Here is a 12,374-nt window from a genome sequence, read left to right on the forward strand (position 1 = left end):
TTATTCTGTTTGCAAGATGCAAGGCCCTTTTTTACAGCCCTTTTTCAATGCGAAAGTTGAGGCTATACAAAATACGTATGTCATCTATTAAATAGTTTTCCTCTCGGAAGGAGGGATCACATGGAAGACCTATTTGCTCAGAAGGTTTCCTTGGGATTCACCTGGCATATCGCGCCCGAAAAGACGAGGACTCTGCATCCACTTGCGGACCGTCAGGACGCTCTTTATGCTTTCGTTCGGGAAATCCCGTCCTATGTTGCATCAACGCTGCGGACGTTTGAGAACATCAAGACCTCCGATCTCGATGCCAAAATCATCATCGAGTATGGGCGTGGTGTTGCAGATATGCCGACGATGGCCATTCGCACGGTTGAAAATTATGGGCAAGCATCACGTTATCTGTTTGAACGACTGAAAAACCAGGAATCCTCAACCTTTGCACTCGACCTCGATTTGATCGGCAGACTGCACGGAATCTTGGCTCGAGACGAAGTACGACACCCTGGCCAACTGCGCCAAATGCCCGTTCGCATAGAGGAGAGCAGCTACATTCCTCCACCTCCCGCTCAAATCCGCGGGATCATGGAACAGGGGCTTGATTTTCTCAACAAAGGGGCTCTGTCTGTCCCAGAGCGCGCATTTGCGACATTTCTTTTTATATCCCGAACTCAGCCGTTCGAGAATGCGAACAAGAGAACTGCAGCACTGTGCATGAATGCCATTCTGATGTCGTATGGATATCCGGCGGTCGTCATTGAGGGACCGACGCGTGAGTTTTTGCATTCTATGGCGAACTTCTATGAAACGGCGGCAGCCGACACGGTAATGAACGAGCTATTTGACATGGCTGTTCGGCAACACCACCTTTATCTCAATTCCTCGGAGTAAAATGCAGTCCTATCGACAAAGGCAGGATTAGAAGAAAGCAGTTCAAGTTCTGACCCTCATCGAGGTCCCTCAAGATTTACGCTGCTCCCCACGGACTCATTCGCGCGCTATTTGCCCAAGGGACTCGACTTCCGAGAGGTACGCAACGATCATGTTCTGCGAATTGTAGAACGGCTGAACAACCGTCCAAGAAAGTGTCTCGGCTTTCGTACCCCGAATGAGGCCTTTTTCAATTTGCCTGTCGCTTTTAGATTGACAATCTAGCGATCATGATGAAAAAGATGCTACAAAGCGCTGTCTTGCTGTTAAAATCGAGACCATACACACCAACGGTCCCCGTATGGGGACGGTGATTGTTGATGCCTGGGCCGCGTGGGCGGCGGTCAGAGGCGGACTGTACGCGCTGAGGTCGGGGAGAGAAGTCCATGCTTTGGCTATGGATATCGAGGAGGGGCAGCTGATCTTTCCGGCACCGAACCACAGGCGAATCCTCGTCCCGATCGCTGCAGCCCGAGAGGTGGCCCTCGGAGCGGGACTGAAGGGTTCGGACGATTTCCTCACGGGGATATACTGGCGGCTGCGGCTGCTTTCCGGAGATGAGGATGTGTGGCAGGCCGAGCCCCTGGAGATCCTTATTTGAAGAAGACCCTTTTTTGAAATGGGAACTTTTCCCAAAAACAATCTGCTGAGAGGGTGGGGAAATCTTGATCTCTTCTCTTGTCCTGTGCGAGGCTCTGTCGGACGGTCACCTTCCTGTCTCGAACGGTTACCTGCTTTTTTCCGCTTTGACGCGGCGGCCTCGGAGAGGGGCGTCCCGGAGTGTCTGCATGGCGTGTCCGGGTTCAACGGCGCGGCTTTGAGCGCGCTCACGCCGGAGTCCTTCTGGCGTACGCTGCATTACTCCTGGGGGAAAGGGGTCCTTCAACTTAAAAAGGGCGAAAAGCTGGCCTTTCGCGTTTCCTTCCTGGAGGATGCGCTTCTGGATTCCTTTGCGCAGGCTGTGGCGGGCTCTTCGCTCACCCTCGGCGGGGCGCCCATCGGGGTCCGACACGTCTCGCGCCCCGGAGAGAATGCGATGAGCCGACGGGTGAACGAAGAAGAGCTTCGGGAGAGTCCCCCCTGTAATGGGGCTGACGTCGTGTTTCTCTCTCCTTCCGGTTTCAAGAGCGGTTCGGTTCAGAACATCCTTCCCGAGCCGATTTTTTGGTTCAGGAGCCTGGCGGCCCGGTGGAAAGCGGCCTATGGGGAGAGCCTGATTGAAGACACGTTGGAAAACACGTTTGTCGCGGATTACTCCCTGCGAAGTGCGGCGGTCCTGCTGAAGGAGAGCCTCGTCTTTCGGGGCTGTGTGGGACGGATCCGTTATGTCTGGAAAAACGAAAGAACGGCGGTCAGAAAGGCGCTTGCCTGCCTGACCGCTTTCGCTTTTTTCTGCGGCGTCGGTTACAAGACGACCCAGGGAATGGGGCAGGTGTTGGTGGAGTTTTGAGGCGATCGGTATTTTTTATGGAAAGGATGGTGCGGTATGGGGCGGAGTGTTCCGGAGACGGTGTGCATTGACGGGATTGAAAGTACCGGGCCAGGCGGCTCCCCGGAAGAACGGGTCTATGAAATCGAGCTGATCACCCCGATGTACGGCGGCGGGGTTGTGGCGGGGGTTGTCGATGAGGAGATGCCGGTGAGGGCGACCTCTATTCGCGGACATCTGCGATTTTGGTGGCGTTTGCTCTATGGGCTGAAACTGTCCTTAAACGATATGAGAAAGGAGGAAGCCGCAATTTTCGGAAGCACTCAATCAGCCAGCAAGGTAGCGCTCAGGGTCAGGCTGCCTGATACCCGCTTGAGCTTAAAAGCTATGGCTTCTATTTCAGAAGAAGGCGGAAAGAAAAAGATTGTTTTTGAAACGGGGAAAAACAAGCTACAGTACGCGATTTTTCCTTTTCAGGGGAAAATCGGAAAAAAAGGAGAACCGGACGTCGCTCCATCTTTGGCTCTCGTAAACGCGGGATTCAAACTTTTGCTGTCCTTTTCTCCGAAACTTCCAGATGCTCAGAGGGAACAGGTTTTGAATTCCCTCCATGGATGGATTAATTTCGGTGGACTGGGGGCTCGGGCACGGCGTGGGTGCGGAGCGCTTTATTCTAAAGACTGCGCGATGGAAAGCACGGAAAATATTTCCAGCCTTTTAACAGGAGCTCCAGGTATTGAAACTGTTCTGATGGGGAATGTGAAGGATGATGCGGAAAGTGCCTGGTGCGAGATGGTTGGCCTCATAAAGCAGTTCCGTCAGGGGGCGGGGATAGGGCGAAACGAAGGACAGAGCAAAGAAAAAACAAAAACGCCGGGTCGCTCACGATGGCCGGAGCCTGATACGATTCGAGGGAAGGTTGAAGCCCATTTGGAGCGCCATGCGCCGACCATGCAAGTTGAGGGATTCCCCCGCGCGAGGTTTGGTATGCCGATCATCTTTCACTTTAAGGACAGCGATTTTGGGGGTAAATCCAAACCAGGTATGGACCCGATTGACACGTGTCTACAGCCGGAATCCAGTTCCAGAATGGCAAGCCCCGTTCTTCTCTCTCCAGTCAAATTGAAAAATGGTAAAGTCGTCCCCATGATCATCTTCTTGAAGACTGGGCCTCTCTGCAGTCTTCTGCTTGAGCGCAGCGACACAAAAGATACGTATCCAATTTCTTCTGACCAGATCATCAACCCCAAGTTTTCAACCTACAACAATTCACCGATGAAGGGACGTTCGAATAACGGCGATGCGCTCGAGGCGTTTAGGGCTTATTTGAAAGAAAGAGATTATAGGAGGTGAGCCTGTGAGCCAGGAGGTCAAAAGCTGTCTTCTGCAGCTGAGCATCGGGCCGGTTCAGGAGTTCATCGCCGCGGCACGGCGCACACGCGACCTGTGGTTCGGTTCGTTCATGCTCTCGGAGATCTCCAAGGCCGCGGCGAAAGCCCTGAAGGATGCCAAGGCCGAGCTGATTTTTCCCGAACCGGACGGGGACCTGAATCCGAAATCCGAGCTGAACGTCGCCAACGTGATTCTGGCGCGGGTGCATGGCGGCCATGCCGAGATGAGGGCTTTGTCGGACAAGACGAGGACGGCCGCAGTCGAGCGTTTTAAGGCGTTTGCCGACGAGGCCTATAAAAAGGCGGAGCGTTGTATTGTAAAGGAACGTTGGGATAAGCAGATCGAAGACGTCATCGAGTTTTATGCCGCCTGGACGGAGATCGGGACGGGGGAGGGGGCCTATAAGGCGGCCCGCCAAAGAGTGGCCCGCCTGCTGGCGGCCCGGAAGAACCTGCGCGATTTTCTGCCGTATGAGGGGGAGTTCGGGGTTCCGAAGTCCTCGCTGGACGGACTGCGGGAGAGTGTGTTCAGGGATGGAAAGGTCCCGGCGATTGCGGGATTGCGTCTGAAGGAGGGTGAGGCTCTCGACTCCGTGGGGCTCATCAAGCGCGTTGCCGGGGACGAACGTTTCCCGTCCGTGTCGCGCGTCGCCGTGGACCCGTGGGTGCGCGGCGCGAGGGAGGAGACGCTCCGGGTGGAGACGCTCCGGGAGCTGACGCCGCATTGTGAGGCACTGGTCAAAGCGGGGGCCATCAGTCGCGTGAGGGGGGGCGAAGCCTTTCCCTATGAGGGGACGGCCGTGCTGCTCTCCCGCCATGCCTCGATGCTGGCGGAGTGCGGGGATAAGGAGGGGGCGAATGCGGCCTGTAAGGCCATCGCCGAGATATTGTCCCGTCTGCGCCCACAGGACAGGCCTCTGGAGCCCTATTTCGCCTTGCTGGTCGCCGACGGCGACCGGATGGGCGCGGCGATCTCGGAGATCGGGGACATGGAGAGGCACCAGAAATTCTCCTCGACCCTGTCGAAATTTGCGGGGAAGGCACGAGAGATCGTCCAAGAGCACAGTGGCGTCTGCGTCTACACGGGAGGGGACGACGTGTTGGCCTTCCTGCCGCTCGACACGTGCCTGCCTTGTGCCCGGGAGCTGCACGATGCGTTTGGCGAGCTCCTGAAGGATTATAAGTCCATCAAGGATCAGAGGGCTCCCACCCTGTCCGTGGGGATCTCGATCGGACACGCGATGGAGGATTTGGAGGACCTGTTGGCATTCGGCCGCGAAGCCGAAAAGGTTGCGAAGAAGGGGGTGGGGGAAGGGAGCCTCAAAGCGAAGACGGACCGCAACGGGCTTGCCGTCGTCGTGCGGTCGCGCGGCTCCGGAGCCGTCGTCGTGCGGGAACAGTGGGGAGATAGGGCCGAAGAGACGCGAGCCTTGGCCAAGGTCTCCCTGGACGAGCGCCTGCACTATTGGGCGCGTTTGTTCGCCGATGGGGCCATACCCAATAAGTTCCCCTACGAGTTGCGTGAAAACGTGGAGTTTTACAGGGGATGGGAGGCCGGAGATGTCCTGAAGGCCGCCATGCAGGACGATATAAAACGAATATTCCGTCGCAAGGACGTGAATCTGAGTGATAAGGAACGGAATCGGGTAGAGACGTACATTGATGCGGCGTTGTGTGGTTCATGCCAGATCGACAGACTACAAAACGAGCTGGTGATATCGCGGGGTGATGCCCGCGATATCGATAGGCTCTCGGACGAGCTGCTGATCGCTCAATGGATCGGGTTTGGGGTCCGGCAGGCGAAGGGAGGGGACCGGTGAACATGGGAGAGAGTATGAGGTATTTTCGATTGACCCCGTTGAGCCCGCTGATCGCGCGGGACTCCAGGCCCTTCGGCGCGGGGCAGGGGAACCGGGTGCGCTCGATGGACTGGATCTCCCCGTCGGTCATCGCGGGGGCTGTCCGTACCGCTGTCTGGAAGGAGAAGGACACGCTCACGCCGGAACAACTCAAGACGATCGAGGTGCACGGCGCCTTTCCGATCGCGGACGAGCAGATTTATTTTCCCCGTCCGCTCGACGCCCTGATCCGTAAGGTGGAGAAAGAGACGGGGATTGCGGATATCCTTCGCATCCGTCCGATGGCCCGGGGCGAAGGGCTGGGCGTACCGATGCCCCACGAGAGCCTTGTTCCGTCCGCTCCGGTGGAGATGCCCGAGGAGGATTTCAAGCCGGAGCGGAGCGACGACTTCTGGTCTCTGGAGGCGATGGCGAAGTGGCTGGGATGCGAGGAGGATCAGCGGGTCTTGATGAGGATCGACGGACTTCCCGCCCCCGTGAAGGAGGACCGCACGAACGTGACGATCCTTCCGGAGAGCGGCGCGGCGGAGGATACCAAGCTGTTCACGACCACGGGGCTGGACTTCGTGAGGAGGCCCAGGGATGGCGAGTCGAAGGGACGGCTGAGCCAGATGCGGATCGGCGTCCGGGTGAACTTCGGGGATTACACCCTTCTGGCCGGACGTTTCCTCGTTCCCCTTGGGGGGGAGCGGCGCCTTGCGGAGACGGTGGAGAGCGGAGACCAGGACAAATTCTGGAAGGCGCCCGACGCTTTGAACGTGAGGTCCGGCAAGGGGTTGCGCATGGTCCTGGCAACTCCGGCCCTCTTTGCGAAGGGCTGGCTTCCGGGCTGGCTTCGCGAGGAGCACGGCAATTTGACGGGGACCATACCGGGGAGCGGCGTGTCGGTCCGACTCGTCTCCGCCGTCGTGGGACGCTGGAAGCCCTTGTCCGGCTGGAGCTACGAAAGGGGAAGGAACGGCCCCAAGGCCCTGCGTCGGATGGTCCCTGCGGGGAGCGTGTATTTCTTCGAGGTATTGGAGGGCGGGGCGGAACTTTCCACGCTTTGGCTCCGTTCCGTCTGCGACTCCGCACAGGACGGGCGCGACGGGTTCGGGCTGGCCCTCTGGGGGCTCTGGAGCGGCCGTGAATCCGCTCGATGTTTTTGAGGTTTCGGGAAGGAGAGGGTTGTGGTGGATAATACGAAGTTCGAGAAACGCTACTGGATTCATACGGTAACACCGCTTCACGTAGGGACGGGACGGGGCGTTGGTTACATCGACCTGCCGATAGCACGGGAGAAGGTCACGAACTGGCCCTGCATTCCCGGCTCCGCCGTGAAAGGAGTGGTGGCCGATCATTTCGGGGCTACCGAGGAGGAGAGAAAGAAGAATGGACTTGTCCGGGCCGCGTTCGGAACGGCCAACGCCTCGGACAGCAATGAGGCAAACAGCACGGCGGGTTCTCTGGTGTTCACGGATGCCCGTATCGTCTGCCTGCCCGTCCGGAGCTTCTACGGGACGTTTGCCTGGGTGACCTCGCCCTTCTGTCTCGAGCGGCTGAAGCGGGACGCGGGGATGGACGTGCCGTCCATGAGCGTGGGCTCCGCTGTCCTGACGAAGACGACGAAGCTCGTTCGTGACGGTTCGAGACTCTACCTCGAGGATCTGGATCTCGACTGTAAGAGGGACGAAAAGGCCGATGCCTGCGCGGAACTCATCGCGGGGGCTGTCTTTGCGGACAGCCCCGAATGGCAGGCCATCTTCCGGGAGAGGCTGGCGATCGTGAACGACGATATCTTCACCTTTCTGTGCGAGTCCGGCACGGAGGTCAGCGCGCATATCCGGATCGACGAAGCGTCGGGGACCGTTGCAGATGGTGCGCTCTGGTACGAGGAGGCCTTGCCGGTCGAGGCCCTTCTGGCGGGGACGGTCTGGTGCGATCGCGTGTACCGTAACAAGAATGCAAACGATGAGCTGACGAAGGAGAAGCTGCTGGAGAATTTCTGTTCCAAGCCCCTCGAACTGCAGATCGGCGGCAAGGCCTCGACCGGCAAGGGGCAGGTACGCTGCCTCTTCCAGAAGCTGTGAGGAGGTTGGTCATGAGTATTCGGACGAAGGATCAGCAGATGGCCCAGACCGCATTTGAACGCGTCCAGGGCAGGAGCAGTGGGTTTGAGGAATACAGCAGTTTCGCCCTCGCGTTCCCGTCGCTGGTACATTCTTGCGGCCTGGCTCAGGCGCTGGCGTTCGCTCAGGCCAAGGGCAGGGCGGACTACCTGTCGGATCTGGAGAGGGTTCTGGGCGAGGACGGAGGCGGGGATCTTTGCACGCGGAGCCGGGAGGCGGAGCTGATGGAGTATATGCGCCTCTCGCGCCGTGTCCTGATGGCCTCGTCCTGGATCAAGCGCTACTGTCAGGCGGAGGGAGGGAACTGAGATGCAGGCGCTGAGAGATGCGCTGAAAGACCTCTCCAAAGGGCAGAACGCCTCGCTGCTCCTGGCCCGTTACCTGACGGAGACCAAGAGTGGGGAGGAGGAGAAGGAGGCCGCTCAGAGGGGACGGGACGAGCTCTTCCGGGCCGCGCGCTCCTCGGTGAGGGACGAGGAGGTCCAGGCCCTCTATGCCAGGGCCTTCGAGATGCGGAAGAGCGCGCTGTCGGCCTGCACGTCCTCGCGCATTTTCAAAACCGAGGGGCGGCTCATCGCGGGGCTTGGGGGCGGCAGTGTGCTCGAGACCGGACTGACCCTGAACCCGCTCTACGGGGCGCCGATGATCCCCGGAAGCTCCCTGAAAGGGTTGGCCGCTCACTACTGTTCCGAGGTCTGGGGCGCGGAGGACGAACGTTTTCGTTCTCCTGCCCTGGACGGCAGGACGCGTCCGACCCGGCAGGCGGGGCCCGTCTACGAGGTGCTTTTTGGAAAAGTCCCTCTGTCCCGTAAAGAAAAGGACGCCAAGGCGGGTTTCCTTCGCTTTTACGACGCATGGCTCCTTCCCGACTCCCTTCCAAATTCGCTCTGCCCTGACGTCATGACGCCTCATCATAGCGCGTATTACACGGGCGAGGGAGCCCCGACGGACTTCGACGACCCCAACCCGGTGACCTTCCTCTCCGTGAAGGGGGCGTTCGAGGTGCGCGTGGGATGCGAGGATCCCGACCCTGAGGTCCGGAAGAAATGGGAGGATCTGGCGCTTCGGCTTCTGGGAGAGGCTTTTGAGCGCTATGGTGCGGGCGGGAAGACCCGGTCGGGCTATGGACGGATGCGGCATGAGGAGTCCGAAGAGGAGAAGCGGGCGCGTCTGCAGGCAGCCCAGCAGGCCGATGCGGAGAAGCGCAGTCGTGAGGCCGGTTTTACTCATCCGATCTGTGAGGAGTTGACGGTTCGCTGCGACAAGGTCAACAAGAAAGGGAACAGTTCCTTTACGATAGAGGGTAAGGAAGCCCGGTTCGATCCGGTTCTGAAGGTCGATAAGGGAACCGAGGTAAGGGCGAGGATTGTGGGGGTCGATCTCTCCGGAAAAGGATGCTATGTTTTGGAACGTGTGCCGTGACTGAGAGGGGGGAGGATACTCCCCCCTCCTCAAGTCAGTTCCGTCGGGTGCTGTGTCGGGGCTCGGGATTGGATGGAGGGTTTTTGGAGAACTGCGGTGATTTTTGATTTTTTGCTTGAATTGCAGGAGGGAAAAGGATGAACAAGCTTGTCCTGTGCACGACGGGAACCTCTATTGGAGGGGGATGCAAAGAATTCAGGGAAGCGGCGAAAAAGGGCCATCCCTGGGAACATGAAAGTGTGCCTGGCCTGAAGCAATGTATCCGTGACAGGCTCAAGGACATCGATCTCTCTCAGGATCAGGAACAGAGGAAATGCAGCGCGGAGATGAACTCGTTGAACCGCCTGAAGCTGTGCGGGGACGACAGGGTGGTGCTTTTGGCCACGGATACGGCCGACGGCCGCGCCACCTCGGAGGTCCTGAGAGAGACGATCCTGAAGACCTACGGTATGGGCGAAAAACAGGTGGAGCTGAAGCATGTCGTGGGACTCCAGGTTCGGGATTCCAAAAAACTGCGTAAAGAAGGTCTCAGAAACTTCGTGAACATTGTGCTGGACTATCTGGCCGATGAGCAGATCCGTTATGAGTATGAGGTGATCCTGAACCCGACGGGGGGATTCAAAGGGGTGGTTCCCTTCCTTACCACTTTGGGGATGCTCTACCGAAGACGCAGTGTGTATATCTTCGAGCACGCCGAGGAACTGATCGACCTCCCGCCCCTTCCTTTTGCGTTCGACCTCAACCTCTATCAAAGGGCCCAGAAGGCCTTGCAGCGCATCGAACAGGAGACGGCCGTCCGTGAGGAGATCTTTTTCGACGCTATCGACGGCTATTGCCCGGAGGAACGCGATTTATTCCTGTCGTTCACGGAACCTGTCGACAGTAGCGGGAACATCACCCTCTCTCCCCTGGCGTTTTGTCTTCTCAAGATTGAAACCGAAGGGAGCCGCCCGCCAAAAATCCGCTCTCAGGTCAGGGATTTTCTGAAGCGGGATCTCGGCGATTCGGGGAAGATCCTGAGGACCATGATATCCAACTGCAGCAGTCCCTTGTGGAGGAACACCCATTATCATACCTGGAGCAGGGACAAGACGGATCTGATCATCATGAAACGTTCGGCATCCTCGGAGCGTCTTGCGGGTTTTCTTCATGAGGGAGTCTTTCACGTCACCCATGCTTTCAGCTCTCACGACAAATATGAGAAGGAGCTCGAGAACACATTCAGAGCAAATTACAATCCCAGTGAATTTATGGAATGGACAGCGGACGTTTGAGGGGACGACATCGATGTTCACCCCTTTGGAGACAATGAATGGTCTGGGGATTCGGGGAGGATGTTCCACTGGAACGTCGATACGGAAGCCGGTCGCCCAACGTCGGCCCGTTCCGGTGGGCTGGCGGGGTCCGTTCGCTTCGCCCCGAGCCCTCACCGCGTAGGCGTGGTGAGGGCGTTGCCATGCAAATTGCGTTGTGTTGTCCGGAACGGAGACGAGAGAAAGACCTGGTGTGCAAACGGCGCCGTCGAGGTGCTCGAAAATGGGTGGCGGGAACGCATCTTTATTGGCGTAGAGGTTCCGTGGTGCGCCGTCCTTTTCCTAAAGAGGAGGATGCAGGCAGACGGCGGGGCAAGCCGGTGAAAAAGGAGAATGCTCGATGAGAGAACTGCTGACGACCTTCTGCAGGGGGCGTGAGATCCAGCTGCTCTGGCAGCCTGAGCCGGAGACGATTCCGGAGCTCATGGGGGAGGGGTTTATCCCCATCGAGATGGCCGAGGGGACGGTGTCGTATGTCGATTTTCGCTGCCTGGACCATCACAACGACTATTCGCATCTCCCCTCTGCCTGCGTCACCGCGCTCGCGTTCTACGGTACACTGGGTGAGGATGCCCCCGCCCGTCTGATGGTCAACCATACCGACGCGGACTCCGTGCTGACGGGGGTGACGCTTATGGGGCTCCTGCCCCGTGAACTTCTGGAAGAGCTCAACCCGGAAGTGGGCCTTCTGGACACGGATCCTCTGAACATGAATGCCGAAGGTCTGCGTTACGGCGATGCGATCCGTCTCTGGAGGGCCGGAATGGCCTCCGTCAGACGGAGCGGCTGGAGCTGGCTCTATGGAGTTCAGTTGTTTCTCGACCTGTTCTGTCATTTTGATCGTTATGCGAAAAAAATCGATCAGCTTCAGGAAGGGGAGAGGGCGCGCAGGGAACAGGCCTTGAAGGACTACGCAAGAGCGGTCTTGGGCCCCTCGGGCAAGGTGCTTCTGGTGGCGCCTTCGACCGTCAGGGGACATGACGTGCATTTTTTTCGGCAGGAGGCGTTTTCTCCGACGTCACTCGAGGGATGGCGTCATTGGTGCGTGATCTCTCACGTGGAGAAGGCGGGGAACGTCATGCTGGCCTGTCCGAACAAAGAGGTGGCCGAACGGGCTTTTGGGGCCGGTGGTCTGAAGAATGTCTTCCCCCTCCTGCCCAACCTTGAGGGAAGAGAATGGGGCGGTCGGGAATCCGTGGGGGGATCCCCAAGGGGCGTTGTCTTTCCTGTCGACCTGCTGGCCGAGGTTTTATCGATTGTGGAAAGATCTTTGAGGGGGAAGACGGCTTGATTCGAGCCGTCGGAGCCCGCGGTGAGGGGGGACCTCCTCAGTCAGGATAGGAGCGCCGGAGATTGTCTGAAGCCGGGAGTGAACGCTTCGAGGAAGAGAGAAAATCATGGAGGATTGCGTAATAAAGGAGATGGGGCAGGACGTGGGAGAGGATGCACCGGAGAAAAAGGTGTTGTTGTCGTTTGTGGGAATGCGGGACCCGTACCCGGACGATAAATCGGGAGCTCCGGATACATCGTCTTCGGGTAGTATCCTGACGCTTTGCAGAGAGTTGAAGTTGGACAGCGTGTATCTGTTCCCGTCCAGTAAAAAGAAGGCTAAAAATCCAAAAAATCAAACAGAGGACAGGGCTTACGAGGTAAAACGTATATTGAAGGAACAAAGAAAAAGTCCCGAATGCCATATACTTCCTTTAGAGGTAAAGGATGTTACGGATATTCAAGAACTTTATAAACATTTCAAGAATAATCTTCTCAGTGTTCTCAACAGCTTGTCCTCCTGGCATCCGAAAGGCCTGTCCGGCTACAAATTTTATTTGGTTCCTCGTTATTCTGTGTGGGTAAGGAACTATTCAGTCAAATTCAAATGTCCTGCGACGAGGTAAATCATATCGATGAAGGTCTGTTTGTTTCGA

12 protein-coding genes are annotated in these 12,374 nt (G+C 57.7%); all 12 read left to right on the forward strand.

The window, feature by feature from the left end:
• The first annotated feature begins 120 nt into the window (after positions 1-120).
• The 12 genes from EII26_RS08215 (at position 121) to EII26_RS08270 (ending at position 12,344) form a co-directional block, all read left to right on the forward strand.
• Positions 121-888 carry a Fic family protein gene (locus EII26_RS08215; RefSeq protein ID WP_124888674.1) on the forward strand — a complete coding sequence of 256 codons (768 nt, stop codon included), beginning with the start codon at positions 121-123 and terminating at the stop codon, positions 886-888.
• A 340-nt stretch (positions 889-1,228) separates the two neighbouring features.
• Positions 1,229-1,528, forward strand: coding sequence for a hypothetical protein (locus EII26_RS08220; protein WP_124888675.1), 300 nt, complete (start codon positions 1,229-1,231; stop codon positions 1,526-1,528).
• Between the two features lie 192 nt (positions 1,529-1,720).
• Positions 1,721-2,377, forward strand: a complete 657-nt coding sequence (gene cas6, locus EII26_RS08225; RefSeq protein WP_158612212.1) for a CRISPR system precrRNA processing endoribonuclease RAMP protein Cas6 — start codon at positions 1,721-1,723, stop codon at positions 2,375-2,377.
• Positions 2,378-2,413: 36 nt separating this feature from the next.
• Positions 2,414-3,709, forward strand: a complete 1,296-nt coding sequence (cmr1, locus tag EII26_RS08230; protein ID WP_124888677.1) for a type III-B CRISPR module RAMP protein Cmr1 — start codon at positions 2,414-2,416, stop codon at positions 3,707-3,709.
• A 4-nt stretch (positions 3,710-3,713) separates the two neighbouring features.
• Positions 3,714-5,567, forward strand: a complete 1,854-nt coding sequence (gene cas10 / locus EII26_RS08235; protein ID WP_124888678.1) for a type III-B CRISPR-associated protein Cas10/Cmr2 — start codon at positions 3,714-3,716, stop codon at positions 5,565-5,567.
• 14 nt (positions 5,568-5,581) lie between these two features.
• Positions 5,582-6,754 (forward strand): type III-B CRISPR module-associated protein Cmr3, encoded by a 1,173-nt coding sequence (locus EII26_RS08240; protein ID WP_255415951.1) that lies wholly within the window; start codon positions 5,582-5,584, stop codon positions 6,752-6,754.
• A gap of 24 nt (positions 6,755-6,778) precedes the next feature.
• On the forward strand, positions 6,779-7,675 hold the full coding sequence (cmr4, locus tag EII26_RS08245; RefSeq protein ID WP_124888680.1) for a type III-B CRISPR module RAMP protein Cmr4: 897 nt from the start codon (positions 6,779-6,781) through the stop codon (positions 7,673-7,675).
• Positions 7,676-7,686: 11 nt separating this feature from the next.
• Positions 7,687-8,022 (forward strand): type III-B CRISPR module-associated protein Cmr5, encoded by a 336-nt coding sequence (locus EII26_RS08250; protein WP_199735143.1) that lies wholly within the window; start codon positions 7,687-7,689, stop codon positions 8,020-8,022.
• A gap of 1 nt (position 8,023) precedes the next feature.
• A complete protein-coding gene (gene cmr6, locus EII26_RS08255; protein ID WP_124888681.1) occupies positions 8,024-9,136 on the forward strand; it encodes a type III-B CRISPR module RAMP protein Cmr6 in 1,113 nt (370 codons plus the stop codon).
• Between the two features lie 239 nt (positions 9,137-9,375).
• Positions 9,376-10,410 carry a putative CRISPR-associated protein gene (locus EII26_RS08260; protein WP_158612214.1) on the forward strand — a complete coding sequence of 345 codons (1,035 nt, stop codon included), beginning with the start codon at positions 9,376-9,378 and terminating at the stop codon, positions 10,408-10,410.
• A 379-nt stretch (positions 10,411-10,789) separates the two neighbouring features.
• Positions 10,790-11,740 (forward strand): hypothetical protein, encoded by a 951-nt coding sequence (locus tag EII26_RS08265; protein WP_124888683.1) that lies wholly within the window; start codon positions 10,790-10,792, stop codon positions 11,738-11,740.
• 106 nt (positions 11,741-11,846) lie between these two features.
• Positions 11,847-12,344, forward strand: coding sequence for a hypothetical protein (locus tag EII26_RS08270; RefSeq protein ID WP_124888684.1), 498 nt, complete (start codon positions 11,847-11,849; stop codon positions 12,342-12,344).
• The last annotated feature ends 30 nt before the right edge of the window (positions 12,345-12,374 follow it).

Origin of the sequence: Fretibacterium sp. OH1220_COT-178, assembly GCF_003860125.1 — a bacterium.
Taxonomy (GTDB): Bacteria; Synergistota; Synergistia; order Synergistales; family Aminobacteriaceae; genus CAJPSE01.

Coding starts and splice junctions, on each gene's coding strand:
- EII26_RS08215 (WP_124888674.1), top strand. CDS start 121: ATGGAAGACCTATTTGCTCAGAAGGTTTCCTTGGGATTCACCTGGCAT.
- EII26_RS08220 (WP_124888675.1), top strand. CDS start 1,229: ATGGGGACGGTGATTGTTGATGCCTGGGCCGCGTGGGCGGCGGTCAGA.
- cmr1 (WP_124888677.1), top strand. CDS start 2,414: ATGGGGCGGAGTGTTCCGGAGACGGTGTGCATTGACGGGATTGAAAGT.
- EII26_RS08240 (WP_255415951.1), top strand. CDS start 5,582: ATGAGGTATTTTCGATTGACCCCGTTGAGCCCGCTGATCGCGCGGGAC.
- EII26_RS08250 (WP_199735143.1), top strand. CDS start 7,687: ATGAGTATTCGGACGAAGGATCAGCAGATGGCCCAGACCGCATTTGAA.
- cmr6 (WP_124888681.1), top strand. CDS start 8,024: ATGCAGGCGCTGAGAGATGCGCTGAAAGACCTCTCCAAAGGGCAGAAC.
- EII26_RS08265 (WP_124888683.1), top strand. CDS start 10,790: ATGAGAGAACTGCTGACGACCTTCTGCAGGGGGCGTGAGATCCAGCTG.
- EII26_RS08270 (WP_124888684.1), top strand. CDS start 11,847: ATGGAGGATTGCGTAATAAAGGAGATGGGGCAGGACGTGGGAGAGGAT.